This window comes from Mesorhizobium sp. M0910, from assembly GCF_040319465.1.
GTDB lineage: Bacteria > Pseudomonadota > Alphaproteobacteria > Rhizobiales > Rhizobiaceae > Mesorhizobium.
In genome coordinates this window covers 190,015-213,867 of the sequence record NZ_JAMYNZ010000008.1, presented here as the reverse complement: position 1 = coordinate 213,867, position 23,853 = coordinate 190,015, and the positions used below count along the sequence as shown (strand labels likewise).

Below are 23,853 nucleotides of genomic sequence, written 5' to 3'. Positions count from 1 at the left end.
GTTGGTTGTGCGGCAGCCCAAAACCGTTATTTTCGCCGAACCTTCGCGAGCCCCGTACCTTGGCAAGCCCGCTGGCCAAGCAACCGTGAGATAACACCGCGTGATCAGGATTTCCATCGATGCCATGGGCGGCGATCACGGGCCAAGCGTGGTCATCCCGGCGCTCATGACTGTCGCCACCCGCCGTCCGGACATACGCTTCGTCATTTATGGGCGCGAAGAAGTGGTACGGCCCGAACTCGCCAAATTCCCCAAGCTGGCGGACGTGAGCGAGTTCATCCACTGCGAGATCGCAGTCCGGATGGACGACAAGCCGAGCCAGGCGCTGCGCCATGGTCGCTGGAAATCATCGATGTGGAAGGCCGTCGAGGCGGTCAAGGCAGGCACTGCCGACGCCTGCATCTCAGCCGGCAATACCGGGGCGCTGATGGCAATGTCCAGGTTCTGCCTTCGCACCATGGCGACCATCGATCGCCCGGCAATCGCAGCGCTCTGGCCGACATTGCGCGGCGAAAGCGTGGTGCTGGACGTCGGCGCCACTATCGGCGCGGATGCGCATCAACTGGTTGATTTTGCCATTCTGGGCACCGGCATGGCGCGCTCGGTTTTCGGCATCGAACGGCCGAGCGTCGGCCTGCTCAATGTCGGCGTCGAGGAGATCAAGGGTCAGGAGGAGGTCAAGGAGGCGGGCCGCATGCTTCGCGAGGCCAACATGGCCTCGATGAACTACCATGGCTTTGTCGAGGGTGACGACATCGGCAAGGGCAGTGTCGACGTCGTCGTTACCGAAGGATTTGCCGGCAACATCGCGCTGAAGACGGCGGAAGGCACGGTCAGGCAGATCGCCGGCTACCTGCGCGCGGCGATGAACCGGACGCTGATGGCCAGGATCGGCTATATCTTCGCGAAGACCGCCTTCAATCGCCTGCGCGAGAAGATGGATGTCGGCCGCTCCAATGGCGGCGTCTTCCTCGGGTTGAACGGCATCGTGGTGAAAAGCCATGGCGGGGCTGATTCGGATGGCTTTGCGGCGGCGATCGAGCTTGGCTACGACATGGTACGCAACAATCTGCTTGACCGCATCGAAGCCGATCTCGACCTGTTCCATGCCCGCAATCCGAATGCCCAGACAATCCGGAAATCCGACGTCGTCATCGACGCAAAGGAATAGGAAAGAGCATTGATCAGATCAGTCGTGCGCGGCACGGGCGCCGCGCTGCCCCGCCGCATTATGAAGAATGCCGATTTCGAAGGCATGGTCGAGACGTCGGACGAGTGGATTGTCCAGCGCACCGGTATTCGCCAGCGCCACATCGCGGCCGACGACGAGACGACGGCCTCGCTGGGCGAGGCGGCGGCGCGCGCAGCCCTCGACAGCGCCGGCCTGATGGCGGACGACATCGACCTGATCGTGCTGGCGACCTCGACGCCCAACAACACCTTTCCCGCGACCGCGGTTGAGATCCAGAACCGGCTCGGCATGCACCACGGTTTTGCCTTCGACCTGCAGGCGGTTTGCTCCGGCTTTGTCTATGCAGTGACGACCGCCGACCTCTATATCCGCGGCGGCTTGGCCAGACGGGTGCTGGTGATCGGCTCGGAAACATTTTCGCGCATTCTCGACTGGAACGACCGCTCGACCTGCGTTTTGTTCGGCGACGGCGCCGGCGCGATGGTGCTGGAAGCAGGCACGGGAGCAGGCGGCATCGCCGACCGAGGCGTTCTGGCGGCCAGCCTGCGCTCCGACGGCATCCACAAGGACAAGCTTTTCGTCGACGGTGGGCCGTCGACCACCGGAACGGTCGGGCACCTCAGGATGGAAGGCCGCGAAGTGTTTAAGCATGCGGTCGGCATGATCACCGACGTCATCGAGGCGACGTTCGCACAGGCCGGCATCAGCGCCGCCGATCTCGACTGGTTCGTGCCGCATCAAGCCAATAAACGAATTATTGACGCTTCGGCCAAAAAGCTCGGGATAGAGGAGCGGAAGGTGGTGGTGACCGTCGATCTGCACGGTAATACCTCCGCTGCTTCCGTGCCGCTGGCACTGTCCGCGGCCGTCGCCGACGGTCGCATCAAAACGGGTGACCTGGTACTGCTTGAGGCGATGGGCGGCGGCTTCACCTGGGGCGCGGTCCTGCTCCGCTGGTAAGTGCCGAACTATCGGGTTCGGGTCCTTGACCTTGACGGATCAATTACTTAGGTTCTGCCGTTGCTTGTATCGATTTATGTTTTTGAGCTGATGGGACGGTTCGTATGGGGGGAAAGACACTTACGCGCGCCGACCTCGCCGAAGCCGTTTACCGCAAGGTTGGGCTGTCGCGTACTGAATCGGCTGAGCTTGTCGAGGCGGTGCTGAATGAGATCTGCGAGGCGATCGTTCGCGGCGAGACGGTGAAGCTGTCGTCCTTCGCGACCTTCCACGTGCGCTCCAAAAACGAGCGCATCGGGCGCAATCCCAAGACCGGCGAGGAAGTGCCGATCCTGCCGCGCCGGGTGATGACCTTCAAGTCGTCGAACGTGCTGAAGAACCGTATCCTGCGCTCCCATCAAAACAGCAAAGTCAAGGGCAGCAAGTAGCCGCCCAATCCCCCTTTGCCAAGAATCATGCTCCAGGCTTCGGTTGAAAAGCGAACCCTGCTTTTGCGCCGGGCTTGAATATTGTTTCATAAACCGCTGAAATAAGATGCGATTCGGTACGCCGGATCGGTATTTGGGTGTGATCCGTTCCGGCGGGACGGAAAGCTGCTCTCCTTGTTAAGTGTGATGTCGCCCGAACCCGGTTCCCGCCTTTCGCGATCATGCTCTAGCGTGAGGATTCGCCCATGGACAAGAGCCCTGATGCTTTCCGCACCATCAGCGAGGTCGCGGAGGATCTGGATTTGCCGCAGCACGTGCTGCGCTTCTGGGAGACGCGTTTCAACCAGATCAAGCCGATGAAGCGCGGCGGCGGCCGCCGCTACTACCGTCCGCAGGACGTCGAATTGATCAAGGGTATTCGTCATATGCTCTACGACCAGGGCTATACGATCAAGGGCGTGCAGAAGCTGTTGCGCGAGAACGGCAACCAGTTTCTGATCGCCGTCGGCAGTGGCGACATGGCGGCGGTCGAGGCGATCTCGCAGCGCCGACAGGCTGACACGGTACCGCTGACGCAAGCGGCGCAGCCGCGCGGCCCGGACGACGAAATGCTGGTCGGCCAACCGAGGGTGAAACCCAGCCGTCGTTTTTTCGGCATCGGCAAGACCGACGAGGAAGGTCCGGTTCCGCCGGACACGTCAAAGCTTTCCCGTGACAATCGCGCATTGCTGCAGGAGGCACTGTTCGACCTCCTGGAATGCAAGCGCCTGCTCGATCAGGTTCGCTAGAGCCCGCCGGGCTGACCGGAACGGTCTTCAGGGTCATGCGTTAGGCTTCCTTCTACATATGAAGGAAGCACGTCATGCCATCGCTTTCGAGCATCTCCGACACCGATCTGAACAAGCAGGTCGCGGCCCTGACCAGGGAACTGGCCACCTTGAAGAAAGCCGTGTTAAAGCGGGGCGGCGCCTTTTACGAAGACGGGCGCGATACCGCATCGGATTATTATTCGGATATCACTGAGCGCCTCGGCGACGCTTTGCCGGCAATCAGAAGGCAAGGCCGGGCGATCGAGAAGACCGCCCGAGATCACCCGGCGACGGCGGCCGCTGTCGGACTGGTTCTGGTCGGGCTCGTCGCCAGTCTGTTCCTCGGCGGCCGGCAGCAACAAGCACCGCGGGCGCGTTCAAGATCGGCACGTTGAGATAAGCAAATGGCGGTGGTCAGCGGACCGCCGCCATTTTTCGCCGACACGGAAAGCCCGGCAAGCACGCCGCCCTTGATCAAGCACCAGAACGCCTGATTGCGGGTTGTTCGCCCGAGGGTGTTTTCAGTACTTCTTCGCGACAACCTTCTTGTGATGGTGGCGGTAGTGGTGGACGCGGTGATGGTAGTGATGGCGGTGATGCTTCTTGACGGTGGTGTGCATCGTCGTTGCATTCGCGTTGCTTGCGCCGATGATCGGCATCGAGAGGGCAAGTGCGATTGCAAGTCCAAGGGCGGAGAGAAGAGGCTTGTTCATGACATCGTTTCCTTTTTGCGCAAGCGGAAATTGAGCGTCACTGATTCAGGTCGGTGACCCAATCGGTGCGGTTGGGACTATCGCCTTGGAGTTTTTCGGCCGTTTTTCCGGCCTGTAGAATTTTGTTTCCGAACTGTGTCTGCTGAGGATCCGGCCAGATGCCGGCGCGCCGGCATCCGCCATCCATTCCGGCGTCGGTTCACGATGCCGTGACGCTATCTTTGATGCTTGGCAAATCACCGGCGAGCGGGCATTCTCCCGATCGTCTCAGGCAACAACATGATTTGATCTAACTCTTTCATCCCACGGAGTTGCCAATGCCCCAAATAGCAAAACGCGAACCTTACTCCGAACTGGCGGCGAGCGCGGTTACGCCTGAACGCAGTGCCGTCCGAACCGCCCGGGAAGCCCGTGGATACAGCATCGAAGAGCTGTCCCTGGCGTGCGGGCTGGCAGCCTATGAGATTGCCGACATTGAAAGCGGCAAGGATGCCGATCCCTCGAAACGTCGGCGTATTGCCTCCGCGCTTCAACTTCCTGAAAGCGCTCTGTTTGACGAAGCCGTGTTGCCTGCCAAAAGGCGATCCGTGTCGTAGCGACGTGTCATGCTTTTATTCCACGAGCTCGCCATGGGTCGCCCTGGCGGGCTTCGTTTTTTCGGCCAGGTAGTGGACTTGCCGGCGGCCACGGTGACGCCAGACGGAAATTGCCGGAGATGAGCCTCGAATCCGTTCGCGCCTTTTTCGCCGCACACGCGCCCGACATCGACGTTATCGTCACGGAAGCCAGCTCGGCGACAGTGCCTCTGGCCGCCGAAGCGCATGGCGTAGCGCCGGCGCAGATCGCCAAGACGATCTGCTTGCGCGTCGGCGACCAGACGATGCTGATCGTGGCCAGCGGGATCTCCAGGCTGGACAATCGCAAATTCAAGGACCGGTTGGGTGGCAAGGCGCGAATGCTGGACGCCGAACAGGTGCTTGCCGCGACCGGTCATCCCGTCGGCGGGGTGTGCCCGTTCGGCCTACCGGCGCCGCTCCCGGTCTACTGCGACATCTCGCTGCGCGCCTTTGACGAGGTCGTCCCGGCGGCAGGCGCGACGAATGCCGCCGTACGGCTCAGCCCGCAACGCCTGGCCGAACTCGTCGACGCCGAGTGGGTGGATGTGTGCCAGTAGCCGTTTATCCGGGTCGTGGGATCCGCTGAGCGTTACCGCTACTCGGTCTTCTGTGGCTCTTCTTTCTTGATCGTCTGAGCGTCCGTGACAGTCGACATATCGGCCTTCTCGACGCTCGCTGTCGTCTGCGTGTCGACCGATGCCTGGACCTTTGAATGCGCGGGGCAATCCGCAGAGGCAACTGATATGGACATGGTCAGTGCCGCGGCTATTGCGAGGAATGTCTTCATGATCATTCTCCTCGTTCGTTCGATGGGCAAAGTTAGCCCGTCTGGCACCAACGGCCAAATCACATTTGTTCACACGCTGGCCCAGTAATTCAAATGGCTGCGCGGATAGCCGCTTGCCGTATCAAAGCCCACTGGCTCCGGCCGGAGGATTTTTGGCGTTAAAGATCTCGCCGCTCAGAGCCAGTCTCAGGTCTTCGGCGCTGAGCTGACCACTTTCGAACAAATCCATCACCCTGCGGCCGAGCACTTCTCTGCCTGGATCGCCGTCAGCGAGGCCTAGTTCACGGCATCGGGCATCAAGTGCCTTGGTCAACATGGTCAGCTCGGCAGGACAGGCAACCCCTTGAAGCGACATTGCATCTCTCCCCTAAGGGCGAAAGCGCGTGGCATCTTCGTAGCGTCCGCTCGCCCTTACAACTGCGGACGACGGCAATTCAAATAAAGCCAACGTTTTTCGAACTCAACATTCAAACGTACCAAAACGCGGCGCGCTCCAATGCGAGGATCCTGCTACAATACGGTATGGCCGTCCGAATAGCGGTTATCCTCGCGCTTCTCTTCGCCTTCGCCTACGGTTTCGCAAAACTCGCGGAACATTATGGCAGAGTTGGCCACAGGCCCCCTCCGTGTGAAGAATTGCCCTATCCTGATTGTCCTGACCAAAAAGCTCTTCCGCGGGAAGAAACTGAGCCTTGAGCACGCCTGTTCAGGCCAGGCCAGCCATCGGGATTGATTTAGTTCTTTCCAACCGACGGTTGGTGGACGCATTGCAGCGGATGGGCCTAGGGTTCACTACGATCCGCGCGCACCGGGCATGCCCAAACCCCCGAGTCACCCCTGCCTGATGCAAGGCGCCTGATCGAGTCCCGCCGTTCTGGCATGTGCGGCGGGACCTTTTCTTATTGAAGCTGGAATACGGGCTCACGATAAAGGTTGGCGTACGCAGCAAACGTCGCCTAGCCACTGTCGCGCGGTTTCTCGGTGGGCTTCTGGCTAGCCGCCAGCCTCCGTGCCTCGCGCACGAGTGATCGTGATCGATTCTTCGATGAGATCACGCGCCTGCGTACGTTGCGCTGGCTGCAGTGCGGCTATTGTCTGTACAGCCCAGTTTGGGGGAAAACTGGCTAAGCCTTTGGATTTTAATGGTCGGAGTGGCCGGATTCGAACCGACGACCCCTTGACCCCCAGTCAAGTGCGCTACCGGGCTGCGCTACACTCCGGACCGGTCGCGATGTATCGTGATAGACTGGGTCCGGTCAACCGAATTCGGTTGCTGTCCTGCCTGAAGCGACAGCAACGGGCATTGCCGGTCGCTGCGCCGCCCGCAGCTGCCACTGGTGGCGGTATTCGAGCGCGATGGCACCCCAGATCAAGCCAAGCAGCAGGTAGACATGGCGCCAGTGGTCGATGTCGATGAAGGTGCCGAGCCCGATATTACCGATGAAGGCGACGTAGGCGCATAGAAGATAAGGCTGCCACGGCCGGTCGCGCAGCAGAATGCGGAAGCCGGCGGCGATCGTCCAGCACGTCAGCGTCAGGAACGACACGAAGCCGAGCCAGCCGTAATCCATCAGCATCTTCAGCCAGATGTCGTGCGTGTCCTCGCCGAACATCTTGCCGAAGACGAGCGGGCCGATGCCGAACGGATGCTCCAGTGCCATCTGAAAGCCGATCGTGTAGCGGGCGAAGCGGCCGAGGCGGGCGGTGTCGTAGCTTTGTTCAAGCTGTGCGCGGTTCGAGAACATCTCGGCGACGCCCGGCAGTTGCAGGATGACGATCATTGCGATGACCAGCAGTCCGACGGCGGCGATGGTCATGACGACGACGCGCAGCCGGAACTTGCCGCTGGCGCTCTGCAGGAACAAGGCACCGGTCAGCAGGACCGCCGAAACGGCGAACATGCCCCAGGCGCCGCGCGAAAAGGAAAAGAAGATGCCGGCGGTGATGATCAGCAGCGGCACCGCCAATACAGGCATGCGCGCGACCGAGCCGGTAAGCAGCAGATAGAGCACGTAGACGCCCGGCAGCACCAGGAAAGGCCCGAACACGTTCGGGTCCTGGAACGCGCCGGCGGCGCGGTCGTATTTGGTGAAGATCTCGGCTCCCGGAAAGGCATGGAAATAGCCGGCTATGCCGACCAGCGAAGTCAGCACCGCCGACACCACATAGGCGACGAAGATCACCCGATAGAGACTGGGCCGGACCGCCGTTACCGAAGCGAAGAAAACCGCGGTTAAGGCCAGGAACAGCGAGACGGCGAGATAGAGCGGCGTGCCGGCGAGGTCCGACATCTGCGTCATCGAGATCATGCCGCCGATGTTCATGATCAACAGCAGCACCAGAAGCGGTACCCCCGCGCGCTGTATGCGCATTCCGAACAAGGGCCACACCACGATCAGCCCGATCATATAGACGTCGTACGGTGCCGGCTCGGCAATGACGAAGCCGGACAGGAAGACGCCGAGGAAAACCGCCCCTGACGCAATCAGTGCGATCAGCTTGGCGTTGACCGCCGCCGCCGGCAATTCATAGGCCGTCGCGCTCAATATGCGTTTTCCGTGTTGAGCAGGCGGATCGGCGTCAGGAACAGGATTTTGAGGTCGAACAGGAGCGACCAGTTCTCGATGTAATACAGGTCGTATTCCGTCCGCATGCGAATCTTCTCGTTGGTGTCCATCTCGCCGCGCCAGCCATTGATCTGCGCCCAGCCGGTCACACCGGGCTTGACCTTGTGACGGGCGAAATAGCCGTCGACCACCTCATTGTAGAGGAGGTTGTGCGACTGCGCGGCAATGGCGTGCGGGCGCGGACCCACCAGCGACAGCGACCCGAACAGCGAATTGAAGAACTGTGGCAATTCGTCGATCGAGGTCTTGCGGATGAAGCGGCCGACGCGGGTGACCCGCGGATCGTTCTTTGTCACGGTCTGCTTCGCCGTCGGGTCCGCCTTGTCGGTGTACATCGACCGGAACTTATAGACCTCGATGATCTCGTTGTTGAAGCCGTGCCGCTTCTGGTGGAACAATACCGGCCCCCTGCTGTCGAGTTTGATCGCGATCGCGGTCGCCAGCATCACCGGCGAGAACACGATGATGCCGATGATCGAAAAGACGATGTCGAAGGCGCGCTTGGCGACCGAATCCCAGTCGTTGATCGGCTTGTCGAAGATATCTAGCATCGGCACCGAGCCGATGTAGGAATAGGCGCGCGGCCTGAACTGCAGCGCGTTCGAATGCGCCGACAGCCGGATGTCGACCGGCAGCACCCACAGTTTCTTCAATAACTGCAGCACGCGCGATTCGGCGGTCAGCGGCAGTGATACGATCAGCATGTCGATGCGCGCGATGCGGGCAAATTCGATGAGTTCGGAAATTGTACCGAGCTTGGGATAACCGGCGACAACCGGCGGCGACCGCTTGTCGCCGCGGTCGTCGAAGATGCCGCAGATGCGGATGTCGTTGTAGGGCTGCCTTTCGACCGAGCGGATCAGTACCTCCGCCGCCTTGCCGCCACCGACGATGACGGCGCGGCGCTCCATCCGCCCATCGCGCGCCCAGCGCCGGATCAGCTTCGACATCACCAGGCGGAGACCCAGGATCAGCACGAAGCCAACAACAAACCACGTGCCGAAGAGCAGGCGCGAATAGTCTTCCGACATTTTCATGGTGAAGGCGGTGAGCGCCATCAAGGCGAACGTTCCGGCCCAGACCAGCAGGAGCCGGCCGAAATTGGCGATCGGCCGCATCAGCGCGACGATCTGGTAGCAGTCGGTGACGTCTAGCAGAACGACCGCGAGGAACGAGGTGGCGGCGATCGTCAGTGAATATTGCCAGGCAAGATAGTTGAAAAAGCCGACGTAATAGAAATAGACGGCAAGACCTGACACCAACAGCAGCGCGAATTCCACCATGCGCAGGACGCCGCTCACCATGATCGGCGACATCGTATCGCGCCGGTATTGCGAGGCGACCTGGCGGGCGACGTCGTTCATGCCGCCGGCCGTGTTGTTCTCGGCAGGGGCGTTGAATTTGCGCACCGCGTCTAGCGAAAAACGGCGCGCGGGGTCGATTTCGTTCATGGGGCGTCCGCAGGTTTCCCTCAGGTGAATAGCAAAAGAGAGCTAAGAAACCCTTGAAACAACAGATGGCTTTGGAGACGCTTTCACCAGGAGTAGCCCGGTGGAGCCCGTTGCCCTATTTTTTTTGCGCGGCGAAATAAGCCTTTTCGATTTCGGCGGCCATCACATCGGCGCCGAATCGTGCCTTGAGGTCGGCGATGCCGGGCATCAGGCCCTTGTAGGTGTCGAGATCGGCCAATGCGGCGCTTATCTTGTCGCCAAGTTCGCGCGGGTCGGGCCGGATCAGGGCAGGCGAGCTGGTGTCGAAGATTTCCGGTATGCCGCCGACTGACGTCGCGATGATCGGCTTGCCGGCGGCGAGCGCTTCCAGAACGATATAGGGCATGGCTTCCGCGCGCGAGGGAACGACGACCAGCTTGGCCAGCGTGAAGGCTAGCCTGGCCGGCATCGGCGCCAGGAAGCCGACGTCCAGGCCACGCTGACTCACCTGGGCGCGATAGCGCGGCAGGTCGTCGCCGTCGCCGACCATCAGCGCCTTCAATGGGTGGCCGAGCCGTGTTGCGGCTAGCCCCAGCGCATCGATGAAGATGTCCGGGCCTTTGAGGTCTCGCATCATGCCGATATAGAGGAGGTCAACCGCATCGTGCTCGGTCCGCACCGGCTCGAACTCGGCGGCGCGCAGGCCGTTGTGGACGAGAGCGTTCGGAATGGGCGGCTCGCCGACCTTCCTGCGATAAGTCCGTCGCTCATAGTCGGAAACAAACAGCAGGCAATCGGTGAAGCGAGCCATGAAGCGCTCGAGCGCGAAGAACAGCTTCCCCATGGCGGTGGTCTCGTCATAGTGAAGCGAGCCGCCATGCGGCGAATAAAGGCGGGCTACGCGAGACCTGGATACCCGCAACAACGAGCCGAACAGACGGGCATAGGCGCCACCTTTGGCGCCATGCCCGTGCAGCACGTCCGGCCGCAATTCTTTTATGATCCTATAGGTGCGCCGGGCCGAGGCGAGATCGCCTGGCCCGACATGCCGCTGCATCGGCGTGCGGTGAATGCCGAGCGCCAGGCTGCCCTTCATCTGTTCGAACAGCCGTTCCTCGAAATCGCCGCCCGTCGTCGAATCGCAGACGATGCCGACGGCATGGCCGGCGGCGACCTGAGCCTCGGTCAGGTCGCGCACATGCCGGAAGATGCCTCCGACCGGTGAGCGAAAGCAGTGGACGATCCTGAGTGTGTCCGCCACTTGGTCAGCACATCAAAACAGGCGTTCGCGAACATAGACTGTATCGCCGGGCAGTAGCGGGTCGGAGGTCACCACGCGTCCGGTTATCACCTTGCCGTTGATGTCGCGGGTAATGTCGACGCTCTCCTGGTTGGCGCGTGGCGTGAACCCGCCGGCGATGGCGACGGCCTTCTGCACGGTCAGGCCCGGAACATAGGAATACTGGCCCGCCGCACCCACTTCACCCATGACGAAGATCGGTCGGTAGCGATCGATTTCGACAGAAACGTCAGGATCCCGCAAATAGCCCTGGCGCAGTTTCTCGGCGATCTCGCCCTCGAGCTGCTGGGCGGTGTGGCCGCGCGCCGGCACGTTGCCGACGAGCGGCAGCGAGAGATAGCCGGATTGGTCGACACTGTAGGTGTTGGTCAATCCTTCCTGCTCGAACACTGTGACGCGGACGCGGTCGCCGGCGCCGAGGCGATAGGGCTGGTCGAGAACTTCATGGAATGCGGCCGGCGTCGGCCGGTAGCTGGAGCAGCCCGAAAGCATCGATACGGCAAGCAGCGCGCGGAAAAGGGGAGCAATGCTTTTCATGAGCGGACACGTACCTTTGAATAGCCGGCGACTCTGCGGCAAACCTTAACGATCGAGCTCGGTTATCGTCCTGTTAGGGTTAATGGCCGGTAAAGGCGCGCGGCCGGTACGGGCCGGATCGACAAATGCAGATCGTTTTCAGCCTCTTGTTTGCGGCTTGTTAGTAGAGACTAACAGGTTCTTACCGCGATATTAACGGCTGAGTTACCATAGTTGTTTACGGTGCATGCTGACTCAGTACCGGAGCAGGGATGCATGTCCGTTCAATCCGCGGCCGCAGATGTCGACATCGATCTCAGGCAGCTTTTCGCCAGCCTGGCGCGAAACTGGTTGCGCATCCTTGTCGTCGCGCTGGTTGTAACCGGCCTGGCCTTTGCGCTCGCCTGGCTTGCAACGCCCGAATACAAGGCGGCAGCCAAGCTGGAGATCGGGCCTCGAGAATCGGAGTTCACGCGGCCAGCCGGCGCCAACGGCAACGAGCGGTCGATTCCCGACGAAGAGGCTGTGGCCACCGAGGTCCAGATCATCTCGTCCCCCGACATCCTCAAGCAGGTAGCGGCGAAGCTCAACCTCGCAAAATTGCCCGAATTCGACGAGGCGCTGAAGATGTCGGCGCTGAGCCGCGCCCTTGTCCTCGTTGGCTTGAAAAGCGATCCCTTCGAGATCCCTCTTGAAGAGCGCGTGCTGGACGCAATGCATGAGAAGCTCAACGTCTATGGCGTCGAAAAAACCCGTGCGATCGCGATCGAGTTCTCGTCGGAGGATCCACAGCTTGCCGCCGCGATCCCGAACGCGATTGCAAACGCCTATATCGCCTCCAAGGGCAACGCCAAGCTCGAATCGAATTCCGCCGCCACCGACTTTCTGGCGCCGGAAATCGCGGATCTGCAGAATCGGGTGAAGGAGGCGGAAGCCAAGGTTGCCGCATTCCGTGCCCAGTCCGATCTTTTGATGGGCGGCAACAATTCGGTGCTTGCCACCCAGCAGCTGTCCGAATTGTCGAGCGAATTGTCACGGGTGCGCGCCAACCGCGCTTCAGCGGAAGCGACCGCCGACAGCGTGCGCAGGGCGTTGCGCAGTGGCGGCTCACTGGATGCCGTTCCGGAGGTGTTGTCGTCCGAACTGATCCAGCGCCTGCGCGAGCGCCAAGTCGAACTCAAGAACAACATCGCCGACCTTTCCACCACCTTGCTCGACAACCATCCGCGCATCCGGGCGCTGAGGTCGCAACTCGCCGATCTCGACCGCCAGATCCGCAACGAAGCGGAAAAGATCATGAAGGGTCTGATGGCGCAGGCCGAGACGGCGAAGGCGCGCGAGGCTCAACTCGTGGCCGACGTCAACACGCTGAAGGCCGCGTCCGCCCGCGCCGGCGAAGAGCAGGTGGAACTCGATGCGCTGCAGCGCGATGCCGCGACCAAGCGCCAGCAACTCGATCTCTACTCGTCCAGCTATCTCCAGGCGGCCGCACGCAAGGATCGCAACTACCTGCCTGTCGACGCTCGCCTATTTTCGGAGGCCCGGGCGCCGACCGAACCCTATTTCCCCAAGATTGGTCCGATTGTCGGGGCGGCCTTTGTCGGCTCGTTGCTCATCATGGCGATCGTCACGTTGCTGCAGGAACTGTTTTCCGGCCGCGCCATGCGTCCGGCCGCCGGTGCCCATTTCGAACACATCGAGCAGGTTGCGATGCCGGCTGTCCAGGCCGAACGGGCATTGGCCGAACCCGACCCGCCCGTTGCCCGGTCCGAACCGGCAGTCGCCGAGACCGACGACGACAGTATCATTGAAACCAAAGTGGAGCCGGAACCCGTCACGGTGGCGGAAGCGGCTGCCGAGAAAATCGAACCGGAGTACTCTGAAATGGCTGCTGGAGACATTGAACCGGCACGTTCTATCCTCGGCGAGATCGACATCGACAAGGCCGCGGAAAAACTGATCGCCACCGGTGCAGCCCGGGCCATATTCGTGTCACCGGAAGGCGACGAGGCGGCCGCCTCGGCGGTGCTGGTGGCGCGCGCAGTCTCCGACGCTGGGCTACGCGTGCTGCTGCTTGATCTCACCGCTTCGGGTGCTGCCTCGCGGCCGATGCTGGACAGCGGGCTGTTTCCGGGCATCACCGATCTGCTCGCCTCGCAAGCGCAGTTCAGCGATGTGATCCACCCCGATCTTTATTCGGATTGCCACGTGATTCCCGTCGGCACAGCCGATCCGGTCCGTGCCATGCGCGCCGCCGACCGGCTGCCGATCATCATGCAGTCGCTAACCACGGCCTATGATCTGGTTGTGGTCGAATGCGGGCCGGCCGACGCGCAAGGCATCAGCCGCCTGGTGGGCGAGGGCACCGAGGTGCTGCTCTCCATGCTGGAGCCGGACGACCAGGTGACGCAAGCCGCAGTCGCGCTCATCGAGAGCGGTTATCCCGACCTGACGCTGGTCACGCCAATCGGCCATGTGGCGCCGGGGCCAATGCCGGGACGGCGCTCGGCGGCCTGAGGCATTTTTCTCAAATCGAAATCAGCTGTCGTCTTCGCCTGCGGCCGGTGCTGTCTGGCCCACGGCCTTGCGGCGCAGCAGCTTGGTCAGCTTCCAGACCATTGGGCTGTGCTTGATGAATGCTTTCAGGCTTGCGCCGTGCCTGAGCGCAAGCGCCAGCGCGCGACCTTTCAGCGTCAGCGGAACCAGCGCCTCGAAATGTTGCGTTTCGACATCGCACCACAATCGCTTGTAGGGTTCGTCACCGACCGAGAAATCATAGATTTCAAAACCCGCCTCGCAGGCTTCCTGGATGTTCTCGAAGAACAGGAAGTCGCCGGGGCTGGTGTGTGCGAGTTCGTCCTCGGCGATCGCCCCGAATTCGCAGATCAGCCGCTTGCCCGAGCGGCTCGATCCGGTGACCGCACGAAGCTTGCCGGCGACTTCCAGCCCATGCAGCACGAAGGACGGATCTTCCTCTTGGAGCGCGTCGGTAAACAGCGAGCGAAAAAAAGCACGCACCTCCGCTTCACCGAAAACATTGGCGATGCCCATCTTGCGGAAGCGAAATTCCTTCATCTCGAAAAAGGCGTCGAGCAGCCTGTTCACCTCGTCCGCAGTCCTCGCCTCGATGCGGCAATGGCTGCCGACGGCCCCGAATTTGCGCGCCTGCGAGCGATGCTTCTTGCGCCTGCGCTTGCCGCTCACGCGGGTGAGCAATGCATCAAACCCTCCTACAAGACCGGCGGCCAGAGACAGATTGGGGCTCGAAAAATGCGGCAAGGCGGAGAGCGGGTTGGCAACGCCGTCGAGATCGGGCAGCAGCCGCTCTAGCGCAACAAGATCGATATCACGCCGCACCTTGGCAATCGCAGCCAGCATAGCGCGGATCGCCGCGTTATCGGCATTCGCCAGCCATTGCGGGTCGGCGGCGGCAAAATTGCCGTTGGCATGGCGGCCGCCCATGAACCGGGCGACGCGGAACGCTCCACTGCGAGTGACCTCCAGCGCCAACGAGAAAACCGGCCTGTTGTCGGCGCGCAGCGTCGCAACGACAACGTCGGCGCCGGTATGTGCGGCCCAGTTCAGGATCCAGCCTGCGCTCTGCGCCGGGGCAAAAAGCGCCGAACGGCAGAATTCGGCGTACGCCGCCAGCGCCGCACTATCGGCAACCGAGATCGACAAGCCGGCTTTGCCGGCCGGCAAGGTATACGGCGACGCCTCGCTGCTTGCCAGCCGATTGCCGTCAAATGACGCGGTGGCGTCAACCATACCTCAATCCTTAGGGCGTATTCGTCGCGATTGGGGGTCCGCGCAGGCGCATTCCATGCTTGATGAGCTTAGGCGCAAAAGGTGAATGAATGATCGACGGGGGCGAGGCAATTCGCAAACTGGCGCTCAATCTCGCCCGCTATTCCGGTCTCGCGCCGCTGGCCAAGCCGTTTATCGGCGGCCTTGGCGTAATCCTGATGCTGCATCGGGTCACCGCGACGCCGGAAAAGCCGAACGGCGTCAACCGCCACTTGAACATCGCGCCTGGGTTCCTCGATATCGTGATCGCCGACATGAAGGCGAACCGCTACAGGTTCGTCACGCTGGACGAGGCGATCGAGCGCATCAAGGCCGGCGACAAGGACGGCCAGTTCGCGACGATCACCGCCGACGACGCCTATCGAGACAACATGACCGAGGCGCTGCCGGTGCTGGAGAAGCACGGCGCGCCGATCACCATCTACGTCGCGCCGGGACTGATCGACGGCGCTGCCGATCTGTGGTGGGACGTGGTTGAGGATATCGTCAATGCGCGCGATCGCCTGACGCTGACGACGCCGGACGGCCCGGTGACGATCGACTGCTCGAATCGGGGAAAAAAGGTCCAGGCCAATGCGCGCCTGAACGCCTATCTGACGCTGAAGGTGCACGAGCACGACCAGCGTGCGGTGTTGCGCGATCTGGCGCGCTCGAACGGCATCGAGTTGGGCGGTCCGCGCCCGAGCACGCTGATGAACTGGGACGAGATCCGCACCATGGCCGGACACCCGCTGGTGACGATCGGCGCGCATAGCGTCAATCATTGCAATCTGAAGCGGGTTTCCGAGAGCGACGCGCGGCATGAGATCGGCGACGTCAAGCGCATATTGCAGGCCAAACTCGGCGAGGAGCCGCGCCATTTCGCCTATCCCTACGGTCATGCCAGCGCAGTCGGCCGCCGCGAAGTGGGCCTTGTCCGCGATGCCGGCTATGCGTCGGCGGTGACGACCCGCCACGGCGTACTGCGCGCCGAGCATGCGGGGTTCCTGCATGCCCTGCCGCGCATTTCAGTCAACGGCCGCTATCAGAGCATCGCCCACATCCGAACCATGTTGTCGGGCGTGACGACGCCGCTGGCCAATGCCGGCAAGACGGTGGTGACGATTTAACTGTTGCCTCGGCCCTTCGGCCGCGGCTCCAGGATCAGCCACTTGATGATGCCCATCGCCGGCAGCACCCACAAAAGCCCGCTGAGCAGGAAGAAGATGAAGTGCGCCAGCGGCCCGGACTGCGACAGTTGGGCGACCGCGACGATCGAGGCGACCAGCGCATAGACGACGACCAGCACTACCAGCAGGAAGCTTCCGATCAGCTTTTTCAGGCGAATGGGCATGGCGCGATCTCGTTGATCGCTATCGCTTAGGCCGAACGGCGAATGCGCGCAACCCGCCAGGAACGGCGCGACGGCGTGCCGCGTCGCCCGGCCTTGCAAGCCGGGTTGCGATGGTTCACCAATCCGCGACTTCAACTGCCGGGACAAACCCATGGCTGCTGCCATATCCGACGACGCGCCTTTCGCCGCCCGCGATCGAGACCTTCGCAATCGTGCACTGGTGCGCGGTTGGCTCTATGTCGTGCTGCTCGTGCTGTTTGCGCTGGTGGTGGTCGGCGGCGCTACGAGGCTCACCGATTCCGGCCTGTCGATCACCGAATGGCAGCCGATTCACGGGGTCATCCCGCCGCTAAACGATTCCGAGTGGCAGGAGGAGTTCCTGCGCTACCAGCAGATCCCGCAATATGCCGAACTCAACAAGGGCATGAGCATCGAGGCGTTCAAGTCGATCTTCTGGTGGGAATGGGTGCACCGCATCCTGGCGCGTAGTGTCGGCGTGGTCTTCGCCGTGCCGCTGCTGTTCTTCTGGGTGACGCGCCGCATCGAGCGGGGCCTCGGCACGAAATTGTCGGGCATCCTCCTGCTCGGCGGGCTGCAGGGCGCGATAGGCTGGTGGATGGTGGCGTCCGGGTTGGTTGACCGGGTTTCGGTCAGCCAATACCGGCTGGCGACGCATCTGACGCTGGCGGCGCTGATCTTCACGGCGACCATGGTTGTCGCGCGCGGGCTGGCGCCGCACTCGGAGCCTGCCGCCGATCGCTCGACGCAACGTCTGGCCGGCTTCCTGGTGCTGCTGGCGCTGGTCCAGATCTATCTCGGCGGGCTGGTCGCGGGGCTTGACGCCGGCTTGAGCTACAACACCTGGCCGCTGATGGACGGCAAGCTGGTCCCCGGCGACCTGCTGCTGCTCGAGCCGGCATGGCGCAATTTCTTTGAAAATCCGAAGACGGTGCAGTTCGTCCACCGGATCGGCGCCTACACGATCTTCGCGGTCGCGCTCTGGCACATGATTGCGACACGCCGGCGTCTTCCCGGCACGACGCATGCCCGACGCGCGACGCTGCTGTTCCTGATTGTCGTGGTGCAGGCATCGATCGGCATCGGCACCCTATTGATGCAGGTGCCGCTGCACATGGCCCTGACGCATCAGGCATTCGCGCTGGTTCTGCTGGGCTTCGCCGCCGCGCATTGGCGCGGTACCAAGGGCGCTTACCCGCTGCCCCACGAGATCGCTCTCAGAGGCTGAGCCGCACCCGCCGGATTGCCGCGGCAATCGCCAGCTCGCGGTTTTCGTCGACCGCATTGCGATCTTCATGGTGCCATGCAGCCGACAGGCAGCCATAGGCAACGGCGTGGTCCAGTACGGCAGGCCCCGTCTGGCCGAGCGTAGCGCCAAAGACTTGCGCCAAATGGGCGATCCGCCTCGGATCGAGGCAAAGATCATCTCGGTCGAGTGGGTTGTACAACATGTTGGCGGCGTCGAAACCCGGGTCGCCGAGGACGCCCTTCGGATCGATCGCCAGCCAGCCGCGTGGACCGTGCATGATGTTGTCGTGATGCAGGTCGCCATGCAGCGGCCGTACATCGTGCGGATTGGACAACAGCCGTTCCGCGATTTCGGCAGCTTCGACATACAGGCTCTTTTCGCCGGCGGCGCGATCGGCCTTCGCCTTTTTGAACAGGCTGGAAAACCGTCTCCGCAACGGCTGAAGGTCCGGCGGGGCAGCGTGCTTCGACGGCGAGACCAGTCTTGCCATCACCTCGGCCGCGATGGCAGTGGCGGCATTGTCGTCCTGATCCGCAATGATCTGTGACAGCGAGATTTCGCCGGCGTATTCGAGCAGCATGCGGTGGCCGTCGCGGCCGAGCAGCCGCACCGCGCCTTCGCCGCGTCGCCAGGCGAGGAAATGCTCGCCACGCAACTCGTCCTCCACATCGTCGAAAGGCTTTAGATCCTTGACGATTGCCGGTGAGCCGCCCTCGCGAACAACTTTCCAGATGCGGCTACCGAACGTTTCGGCAATGAGCTCCGGCGCGCCGACCTTCCAGCGCTTTGGAAATCTCGGCGCATCCATTCAAAGGCCGAGCATCAGATCCATGTTCTGCACAGCGGCGCCCGAGGCGCCCTTGCCGAGATTGTCGTAGACGGCAATCAGCAGCGCCTGCGCCCTGTTATCATTGGCAAAGACATAGAGCTTCATCCGGTTGGTGCCGTTGTAGATCTCCGGATCGATGTCGGGCATGCGTTCCTGATGCAGATACGGCGCCACCTCGACCACGCCGCCATCCATGGAAGCGAAATGATCGGCGATTGCCGCATGAAGCTCCGCGCCGGTCGGCACATGGTCGAGGCCGCCGAGTTGCAGCGGCACCACGGTGATCATGCCTTGCGCGAAATTGCCGACTGCCGGCTGCATGATCGGATCGTGCGAAAGCTTGGCATAGGTCCTGAGCTCAGGCACGTGCTTGTGCTGCAGCGTCAGCCCATAGGGCAGGAATTCCGGCGCATCCTCGCCCTTGGCGACATAATCCTCGATCATCGGCCGGCCGCCGCCGGAATAGCCGGAAATGCCGTTGACGGTGACCGGAAAATCGGCCGGCAACAGCGCCGCCGCAACCAGCGGCCGCAGTGTCGCGATCGGTCCTTGCGGCCAGCAGCCCGGATTGGCGACGCGCTTCGCCGAAGCGATCTTCTTCGCCTGTTCCTTGTCCATTTCGGCAAAACCATATTCCCAGCCCTCGGCGACGCGATGCGCCGTCGAGGCGTCGATCACCTTGGTGGTGTCATTGGCGATCAGCGAAACGCTTTCCTTGGCGGCCGCGTCCGGTAGGCAGAGGATCGCGACATCGGCGGCATTGAGGAACTCGGCGCGCGCTGCCGTTTCCTTGCGGCGTTCGGTCGGGATGGAGATGATTTCCAGGTCGCTGCGCTCGGCAAGCAGCGCCCTTATCTGCAAACCGGTGGTGCCGTGCTCGCCGTCGATGAAGATTTTCGGTTTCATTGCCTGCCAAAATTCCTGTTATCTCAAAGCTATATGCCGCTTGCCTGATTCAATCCGGCAACGCTGTGATTGCCCTGGTTCATGTCCTCGAGCCGGGCCTTTCGTTCCGCCAGCAGCCCGAGATAGTGCATGGCCACCATCGAGCCGGCAATTGCCGTTATATCGGCGTGATCATAGGCTGGCGCAACCTCGACGACGTCGGCGCCGACGATATCGACCTGGTTGATCTGGCGCAGTACCGACAGGATCTTTGCCGAAGACGGGCCTCCCGCGACCGGCGTTCCCGTGCCGGGCGCAAAAGCTGGATCCAGACAATCGATGTCGAAAGTGACGTAGGTCTTCTTGCCGCCCGTACGGTCGACGATGGCATAGGCGATGTCGGACGCCCGCATTTCCTCCACTTCATGGCCATATAGGATCTTGATGCCGAACGTGTCGGGCGCATGGGTGCGGATGCCGATCTGGATCGAGCGGTCGGGATCGATGATGCCCTCCTTGACCGCACGGCCAACGAAGGAGCCGTGATCGATGCGCTTGCCGTCGTCGGGCCAGGTGTCCTGATGTGCGTCGAACTGCACCAGAGCCAACGGGCCGTGGATGGCGGCATGCGCCTTGAGCAGCGGCCAGGTGACGAAATGGTCGCCGCCGAGTGAAAGCAGAAAGGCGCCGGATTTCAAGATCTTCGCCGCTTCGCGCTCGATCGTGGCAGGCGTCTTCTGGTGATTGCCGCTGTCGAGCAGGCAATCGCCAAAGTCGATCACAGCAAGCTGTTCGAACAGGTCGCGCGAAAACGGATATTGCGGATCGTTGTCGAGGATGGCCGAGGCGCGGCGAATCGCCTGCGGTCCGAAACGAGCGCCCGGCCGATTGGTGACCGCCGCATCGAAGGGAATGCCCCACACCACTACATCGGCGCCCTTCACGTCCTTCGAATATTTGCGCCGCATGAACGACAGCGCGCCGGCATAGGTCGGCTCAAACGACGCGCCTGTCCTGGAGCGGGTGGTGAAGGCGTGATCGATGGTCCTTGGCGGCATGAAGCGATCTCCTGTGCGTCGACGCGCAACCTTATTGGACATAATTCTCAGAATTGCGACCCCTGCGGAGGATCACGGCCATTCGATCCGGTCACAAATCCTTGCTCGCCAGACGAACCCCGCATGGCCGGCCCGGAGATTGCCTGGTAAATAACCGAAAGTAGCCGCCAACGGCTGCTTCGGCCGGCATTGATCTGATTTTCCTGCGTTTGCGAAGCCGGCTTCGTTCACCTGCCTGTCACGGGCATCGCTTAACCGGGGTGCGATCCCGGTACGGAGCGATTCTCGTGCGAACGACTTGTCTCATGCGAACGATTTGGCTGAGCCTTCTGCTTTCCGCGGCGCTGGTGGTCTCCCTTGGCCAGGCATTGGCGGGTGAAACGCGCGCCAGGCAGATTCTCGATCGTTTCGAGCACGCCAACCAATGGCGCGACCATGTGATGGTGGCCGCGCACCGCGCCGGCGGCATGCAGGCCGGCAAGACGCTCTATCCCGAAAACTCGATCGCCGCCGTCGAGGCGTCGATCGCAATGGGCGCCGAAATCGTCGAGGTCGACATCAGGCGCTCGAAGGACGGAGAATTCGTCGTCATGCATGACAGCTGGCTTGACCGCACCACGACCTGCAAGGGCGAGGTGGTCAACCGCACATTGGCCGAACTCAAGACCTGCCGATTGGTGATCGAAGGCACCGGCGCCGTTACGGGCGAGACGGTCTCGACGTTGCGCGAGATGCTGGTGGCGACCAGGGACAGGATTCTCGTCAACCTCGACAACAAGCTCGACACCCGAAGCCTCGCCGGCATGGTCGCCGTCGCCCGCGATCTCGGCATGGCCGAACAGGTGATCGTCAAAGAGAACCTGTGGAATGCGGAGAGGATCGCCAGGGTCAAGGCTGCCATGGCCGAGATCGGCAGCGGCTTCCAGTTCATGCCGATCATCGCCGATGACGCGGTTCGCGACGCCATGTTTGCCGAGGAATTGAGCCGGGCCTTCCCGATGCGCGCAGTCGAGATGATCAACTGGCGCATGGGATCAGAGACGCTGACGGAGACCGGCGGCCCGCTGTTCAGCCCGCGCATGCGCGCGCTGGCGGTGAGGGGCGACTGGCACATCTGGGCCGACACCTATGCCATCGTCAACAAGCCAGGCGGCTTCCTCGCCGGCGGTCGCGGCGACGAGCTGGCGGTTGCGGGCAGCCTGCCGCGCGAGACTTATGGCTTCTGGGTCGAGCGCGGCGCCACCATCATCCAGACTGACGAACCGAAGGCGGCCATCGGTTGGCTGGCGGCGAACGGTTTTCGCGTGCCCTACGCCGGTGAGAAGCGCCCGGCCGAGCCGGCGAATACGGCTAGCATTAACTAACGCCCGGCACGACCCGGAGCGATTGCGGCGCTACGCGTGAGCGGGGACATTGCCGGCGATACTGTCCAATTCCTCGATCGCATCTTCGGACAACGCGAGATCGCCCGCGGCGAGGTTCTCCCTGAGATGCGCGACGGAAGACGTGCCTGGGATCAGAAGAATGTTGGGCGCGCGGCGAAGCAGCCAGGCGAGCGCGACCTGCATGGGCGTGGCGCCGAGGCGTGCGGCGACCTTGGACAAGGTCGACGACTGCAACGGATTGAAGCCGCCAAGCGGGAAGAACGGCACATAGGCGATGCCGTCGCGGGCGAGATCGTCAATCAAGGCATCGTCGCCCCGATGCGCCAGATTGTACTGATTCTGCACGTAGACGATCTTGCAAATCCTGCGGCCTTCGGCGATCTGCGCAGCGGTGACGTTGCTCAGCCCGATGTGGCGCACGAGGCCCTGTCGCTGAAGCTCGGCGAGCGTCGCAAGCGGCGCCTCGATCGACCCTTCGGCGGGGCCATGCGCGTCGAACATGATCCGAAGGTTGACCGCCTCCAGCACGTCGAGCCCGAGATTGTGCAAATTGTCGTGCACCGCCTGGGTGAGTTCTTGGGCCGAGAAGGCCGGCAGCCACGATCCGCCCTGGCCGCGCCTGGCGCCGATCTTGGTGACTATAAGGAGGTCGTCAGGATAGGGTGCGAGCGCTTCGCGGATCAACAGGTTGGTCACGTGCGGGCCATAGAAGTCGCTGGTGTCGATGTGGTTGACGCCTTGTGCAACGGCTTCGCGCAGCACGGCCAATGCCGCGTCGTGGTCCTTTGGTGGGCCGAAGACGCCGGGCCCTGCGAGCTGCATGGCGCCGTAGCCGAGCCGTCTGACTTTGCGGTCGCCGAAGATGAATGTGCCGGACTGGTCGATACTGGACATTGTCTTTCTCCTTCAGGAACGGTGCACAGATAGACGCTGTCCGATCTCATGATAATTGGGTACAATTCGCACGGGCTGTGCGGAATGACGAACAATGCAGATTGATCTCGGGGACCTGAACGCCTTCGTGGCCGTAGCGCGCGCCAAAGGTTTTCGGGATGCGGCACGCGCCAGCGGCGGCAGTGCGTCCGGCTTGAGCGAGGCGGTGCGGCGCCTGGAGACGCAGCTCGGTGTCAGGCTGCTCAACCGGACGACCCGCAGCGTTGTCCTAACGGAAGCCGGCGAAGGCCTGCTGGCGCGGCTCGGTCCTGCCTTGACCGAGGTGGAGTCGGCCGTCGACGTAGTGAACGGCTTTCGCGACAGGCCGGCAGGTACGTTGCGCCTCAATGTGCCGGTCAGCGCGGCGCGGCTGGTACTGCCCAGCATCGTTCCGCCTTTTCTCGCCGCCTATCCAGGCATCCGGTTGGAGGTGATCTCGGAGGAGAGCTTCGTCGATGTGCTGGCGGCGGGGTGCGACGCCGGCATTCGCTATGAGGAGCGGCTGGAGCAGGACATGATCGCTGTGCCGATCGGACCGCGCGTGCAGCGCTTCGCCACCGCCGCCAGCCCGGCCTACCTGGATCGTCATGGCCGGCCGCAACACCCGCGCGACCTGCTCAGCCACGCCTGCCTGCGCGGCCGCTTTGCCAGCCGTGCGATGCCGCCGTGGGAATTCGAGCGCGACGGCGAGGTGGTGCGGGTCGACCCGACGGGGCCGCTTCTCGTGACCCTGGGCGGGGCGACTGACCTCAAAGTCGATGCAGCCATCGCCGGCACGGGCATCATCAGCCTGTTCGAGGATTGGCTACGTCCTCACTTCGAGAGCGGAGCGCTCGAACCGCTGCTTGAACCCTGGTGGCAGAGCTTCTCCGGGCCGTTCCTTTACTATCCCGGCCGGCGCCTCGTGCCGGCGCCGTTGCGGGCGTTCATTGACTTCATCAAGGCGTCCGCCGGCCAGCCCTGACACCCGGAAGAGT

25 protein-coding genes and 1 tRNA gene are annotated in these 23,853 nt (G+C 62.4%); 12 read left to right on the top strand and 14 right to left on the bottom strand.

Going from position 1 to position 23,853, the window contains the following annotated elements:
* Positions 1-100 precede the first annotated feature (100 nt).
* The 5 genes from plsX (at position 101) to NKH78_RS21560 (ending at position 3,784) form a co-directional block, all read left to right on the top strand.
* Complete coding sequence (gene plsX, locus NKH78_RS21580) at positions 101-1,171, top strand: phosphate acyltransferase PlsX (RefSeq protein ID WP_352477175.1); 1,071 nt, start codon at positions 101-103, stop codon at positions 1,169-1,171.
* Positions 1,172-1,180: 9 nt separating this feature from the next.
* Positions 1,181-2,152, top strand: a complete 972-nt coding sequence (locus NKH78_RS21575; protein WP_352506495.1) for a beta-ketoacyl-ACP synthase III — start codon at positions 1,181-1,183, stop codon at positions 2,150-2,152.
* A gap of 104 nt (positions 2,153-2,256) precedes the next feature.
* A complete protein-coding gene (locus NKH78_RS21570) occupies positions 2,257-2,580 on the top strand; it encodes an integration host factor subunit alpha (RefSeq protein ID WP_023674510.1) in 324 nt (107 codons plus the stop codon).
* Between the two features lie 245 nt (positions 2,581-2,825).
* On the top strand, positions 2,826-3,368 hold the full coding sequence (locus NKH78_RS21565; protein ID WP_023674511.1) for a MerR family transcriptional regulator: 543 nt from the start codon (positions 2,826-2,828) through the stop codon (positions 3,366-3,368).
* 74 nt (positions 3,369-3,442) lie between these two features.
* A complete protein-coding gene (locus tag NKH78_RS21560; protein ID WP_352689380.1) occupies positions 3,443-3,784 on the top strand; it encodes a hypothetical protein in 342 nt (113 codons plus the stop codon).
* Positions 3,785-3,910: 126 nt separating this feature from the next.
* Here NKH78_RS21560 and NKH78_RS21555 read toward each other — a convergent pair whose 3' ends face one another.
* A complete protein-coding gene (locus tag NKH78_RS21555; RefSeq protein WP_352689378.1) occupies positions 3,911-4,102 on the bottom strand; it encodes a hypothetical protein in 192 nt (63 codons plus the stop codon).
* Between the two features lie 317 nt (positions 4,103-4,419).
* Here NKH78_RS21555 and NKH78_RS21550 point away from each other — a divergent pair, with 317 nt between their 5' ends.
* The gene (locus tag NKH78_RS21550) at positions 4,420-4,698 is read left to right on the top strand and encodes a helix-turn-helix domain-containing protein (protein ID WP_023674515.1); all 279 of its coding nucleotides are present in this window, start codon (positions 4,420-4,422) and stop codon (positions 4,696-4,698) included.
* A gap of 119 nt (positions 4,699-4,817) precedes the next feature.
* Positions 4,818-5,276: a YbaK/EbsC family protein gene (locus tag NKH78_RS21545; protein WP_352477179.1), complete on the top strand. Its 459-nt coding sequence runs from the start codon at positions 4,818-4,820 to the stop codon at positions 5,274-5,276.
* A gap of 38 nt (positions 5,277-5,314) precedes the next feature.
* On the opposite strand, the gene NKH78_RS21540 is transcribed toward NKH78_RS21545, so the two are convergent.
* The 7 genes from NKH78_RS21540 to NKH78_RS21510 form a co-directional block, all read right to left on the bottom strand.
* Positions 5,315-5,506, bottom strand: a complete 192-nt coding sequence (locus NKH78_RS21540) for a hypothetical protein (protein ID WP_352477180.1) — start codon at positions 5,504-5,506, stop codon at positions 5,315-5,317.
* A gap of 121 nt (positions 5,507-5,627) precedes the next feature.
* Positions 5,628-5,822 (bottom strand): hypothetical protein, encoded by a 195-nt coding sequence (locus NKH78_RS21535; RefSeq protein ID WP_254817574.1) that lies wholly within the window; start codon positions 5,820-5,822, stop codon positions 5,628-5,630.
* A gap of 827 nt (positions 5,823-6,649) precedes the next feature.
* Positions 6,650-6,726: transfer RNA gene (locus NKH78_RS21530), tRNA-Pro, on the bottom strand.
* A 36-nt stretch (positions 6,727-6,762) separates the two neighbouring features.
* Positions 6,763-8,052 (bottom strand): O-antigen ligase family protein, encoded by a 1,290-nt coding sequence (locus NKH78_RS21525; protein WP_352703124.1) that lies wholly within the window; start codon positions 8,050-8,052, stop codon positions 6,763-6,765.
* Complete coding sequence (locus tag NKH78_RS21520; RefSeq protein WP_352738298.1) at positions 8,049-9,584, bottom strand: undecaprenyl-phosphate glucose phosphotransferase; 1,536 nt, start codon at positions 9,582-9,584, stop codon at positions 8,049-8,051. The genes NKH78_RS21525 and NKH78_RS21520 overlap by 4 nt, the downstream gene beginning before the upstream one ends.
* Before the next feature lie 115 nt (positions 9,585-9,699).
* Positions 9,700-10,824, bottom strand: a complete 1,125-nt coding sequence (locus NKH78_RS21515; RefSeq protein WP_352738299.1) for a glycosyltransferase family 4 protein — start codon at positions 10,822-10,824, stop codon at positions 9,700-9,702.
* A gap of 12 nt (positions 10,825-10,836) precedes the next feature.
* Entirely contained in the window at positions 10,837-11,400 is a 564-nt protein-coding gene (locus NKH78_RS21510) for a polysaccharide biosynthesis/export family protein (RefSeq protein ID WP_352689375.1), read from the bottom strand.
* 255 nt (positions 11,401-11,655) lie between these two features.
* On the opposite strand from NKH78_RS21510, the gene NKH78_RS21505 reads away from it, so the two are divergent.
* Positions 11,656-13,896, top strand: coding sequence for a GumC family protein (locus NKH78_RS21505; protein ID WP_352738300.1), 2,241 nt, complete (start codon positions 11,656-11,658; stop codon positions 13,894-13,896).
* A 21-nt stretch (positions 13,897-13,917) separates the two neighbouring features.
* Here the strand turns inward: NKH78_RS21505 and NKH78_RS21500 are convergent, their stop codons facing one another.
* Entirely contained in the window at positions 13,918-15,147 is a 1,230-nt protein-coding gene (locus NKH78_RS21500; RefSeq protein ID WP_352650006.1) for a GNAT family N-acetyltransferase, read from the bottom strand.
* Positions 15,148-15,236: 89 nt separating this feature from the next.
* Between NKH78_RS21500 and NKH78_RS21495 the strand changes: the two genes are divergently transcribed.
* The gene (locus tag NKH78_RS21495; RefSeq protein WP_352883906.1) at positions 15,237-16,295 is read left to right on the top strand and encodes a polysaccharide deacetylase family protein; all 1,059 of its coding nucleotides are present in this window, start codon (positions 15,237-15,239) and stop codon (positions 16,293-16,295) included.
* Here the strand turns inward: NKH78_RS21495 and NKH78_RS21490 are convergent.
* The gene (locus NKH78_RS21490) at positions 16,292-16,519 is read right to left on the bottom strand and encodes a DUF2842 domain-containing protein (protein WP_254817582.1); all 228 of its coding nucleotides are present in this window, start codon (positions 16,517-16,519) and stop codon (positions 16,292-16,294) included. The two genes, NKH78_RS21495 and NKH78_RS21490, sit on opposite strands and share 4 nt — an antisense overlap.
* Before the next feature lie 151 nt (positions 16,520-16,670).
* On the opposite strand from NKH78_RS21490, the gene NKH78_RS21485 reads away from it, so the two are divergent.
* Positions 16,671-17,765, top strand: a complete 1,095-nt coding sequence (locus tag NKH78_RS21485; RefSeq protein WP_352738304.1) for a COX15/CtaA family protein — start codon at positions 16,671-16,673, stop codon at positions 17,763-17,765.
* On the opposite strand, the gene NKH78_RS21480 is transcribed toward NKH78_RS21485, so the two are convergent.
* The 3 genes from NKH78_RS21480 to speB are packed head-to-tail and all read right to left on the bottom strand — an operon-like array spanning position 17,755 to position 20,558.
* Positions 17,755-18,594, bottom strand: a complete 840-nt coding sequence (locus tag NKH78_RS21480; RefSeq protein ID WP_352738306.1) for an aminoglycoside phosphotransferase family protein — start codon at positions 18,592-18,594, stop codon at positions 17,755-17,757. The two genes, NKH78_RS21485 and NKH78_RS21480, sit on opposite strands and share 11 nt — an antisense overlap.
* Positions 18,595-19,521 (bottom strand): N-acetyl-gamma-glutamyl-phosphate reductase, encoded by a 927-nt coding sequence (gene argC / locus NKH78_RS21475; RefSeq protein WP_352738308.1) that lies wholly within the window; start codon positions 19,519-19,521, stop codon positions 18,595-18,597. It abuts the gene before it with no gap.
* Between the two features lie 29 nt (positions 19,522-19,550).
* The gene (gene speB, locus NKH78_RS21470; protein ID WP_352703104.1) at positions 19,551-20,558 is read right to left on the bottom strand and encodes an agmatinase; all 1,008 of its coding nucleotides are present in this window, start codon (positions 20,556-20,558) and stop codon (positions 19,551-19,553) included.
* A gap of 305 nt (positions 20,559-20,863) precedes the next feature.
* Between speB and NKH78_RS21465 the strand changes: the two genes are divergently transcribed.
* The gene (locus tag NKH78_RS21465; protein WP_352738310.1) at positions 20,864-21,922 is read left to right on the top strand and encodes a glycerophosphodiester phosphodiesterase family protein; all 1,059 of its coding nucleotides are present in this window, start codon (positions 20,864-20,866) and stop codon (positions 21,920-21,922) included.
* Between the two features lie 30 nt (positions 21,923-21,952).
* On the opposite strand, the gene NKH78_RS21460 is transcribed toward NKH78_RS21465, so the two are convergent.
* A complete protein-coding gene (locus NKH78_RS21460; protein WP_352738312.1) occupies positions 21,953-22,837 on the bottom strand; it encodes an aldo/keto reductase family oxidoreductase in 885 nt (294 codons plus the stop codon).
* A 94-nt stretch (positions 22,838-22,931) separates the two neighbouring features.
* Here NKH78_RS21460 and NKH78_RS21455 point away from each other — a divergent pair, with 94 nt between their 5' ends.
* Entirely contained in the window at positions 22,932-23,840 is a 909-nt protein-coding gene (locus NKH78_RS21455; protein ID WP_352703097.1) for a LysR family transcriptional regulator, read from the top strand.
* Positions 23,841-23,853: the final 13 nt, after the last annotated feature.

Coding starts and splice junctions, on each gene's coding strand:
- NKH78_RS21570 (WP_023674510.1), top strand. CDS start 2,257: ATGGGGGGAAAGACACTTACGCGCGCCGACCTCGCCGAAGCCGTTTAC.
- NKH78_RS21565 (WP_023674511.1), top strand. CDS start 2,826: ATGGACAAGAGCCCTGATGCTTTCCGCACCATCAGCGAGGTCGCGGAG.
- NKH78_RS21560 (WP_352689380.1), top strand. CDS start 3,443: ATGCCATCGCTTTCGAGCATCTCCGACACCGATCTGAACAAGCAGGTC.
- NKH78_RS21555 (WP_352689378.1), bottom strand. CDS start 4,102: ATGAACAAGCCTCTTCTCTCCGCCCTTGGACTTGCAATCGCACTTGCC.
- NKH78_RS21550 (WP_023674515.1), top strand. CDS start 4,420: ATGCCCCAAATAGCAAAACGCGAACCTTACTCCGAACTGGCGGCGAGC.
- NKH78_RS21545 (WP_352477179.1), top strand. CDS start 4,818: ATGAGCCTCGAATCCGTTCGCGCCTTTTTCGCCGCACACGCGCCCGAC.
- NKH78_RS21540 (WP_352477180.1), bottom strand. CDS start 5,506: ATGAAGACATTCCTCGCAATAGCCGCGGCACTGACCATGTCCATATCA.
- NKH78_RS21535 (WP_254817574.1), bottom strand. CDS start 5,822: ATGTTGACCAAGGCACTTGATGCCCGATGCCGTGAACTAGGCCTCGCT.
- NKH78_RS21520 (WP_352738298.1), bottom strand. CDS start 9,584: ATGAACGAAATCGACCCCGCGCGCCGTTTTTCGCTAGACGCGGTGCGC.
- NKH78_RS21510 (WP_352689375.1), bottom strand. CDS start 11,400: ATGAAAAGCATTGCTCCCCTTTTCCGCGCGCTGCTTGCCGTATCGATG.
- NKH78_RS21505 (WP_352738300.1), top strand. CDS start 11,656: ATGTCCGTTCAATCCGCGGCCGCAGATGTCGACATCGATCTCAGGCAG.
- NKH78_RS21500 (WP_352650006.1), bottom strand. CDS start 15,147: ATGGTTGACGCCACCGCGTCATTTGACGGCAATCGGCTGGCAAGCAGC.
- NKH78_RS21495 (WP_352883906.1), top strand. CDS start 15,237: ATGATCGACGGGGGCGAGGCAATTCGCAAACTGGCGCTCAATCTCGCC.
- NKH78_RS21490 (WP_254817582.1), bottom strand. CDS start 16,519: ATGCCCATTCGCCTGAAAAAGCTGATCGGAAGCTTCCTGCTGGTAGTG.
- NKH78_RS21485 (WP_352738304.1), top strand. CDS start 16,671: ATGGCTGCTGCCATATCCGACGACGCGCCTTTCGCCGCCCGCGATCGA.
- NKH78_RS21480 (WP_352738306.1), bottom strand. CDS start 18,594: ATGGATGCGCCGAGATTTCCAAAGCGCTGGAAGGTCGGCGCGCCGGAG.
- argC (WP_352738308.1), bottom strand. CDS start 19,521: ATGAAACCGAAAATCTTCATCGACGGCGAGCACGGCACCACCGGTTTG.
- speB (WP_352703104.1), bottom strand. CDS start 20,558: ATGCCGCCAAGGACCATCGATCACGCCTTCACCACCCGCTCCAGGACA.
- NKH78_RS21465 (WP_352738310.1), top strand. CDS start 20,864: ATGCGAACGATTTGGCTGAGCCTTCTGCTTTCCGCGGCGCTGGTGGTC.
- NKH78_RS21460 (WP_352738312.1), bottom strand. CDS start 22,837: ATGTCCAGTATCGACCAGTCCGGCACATTCATCTTCGGCGACCGCAAA.
- NKH78_RS21455 (WP_352703097.1), top strand. CDS start 22,932: ATGCAGATTGATCTCGGGGACCTGAACGCCTTCGTGGCCGTAGCGCGC.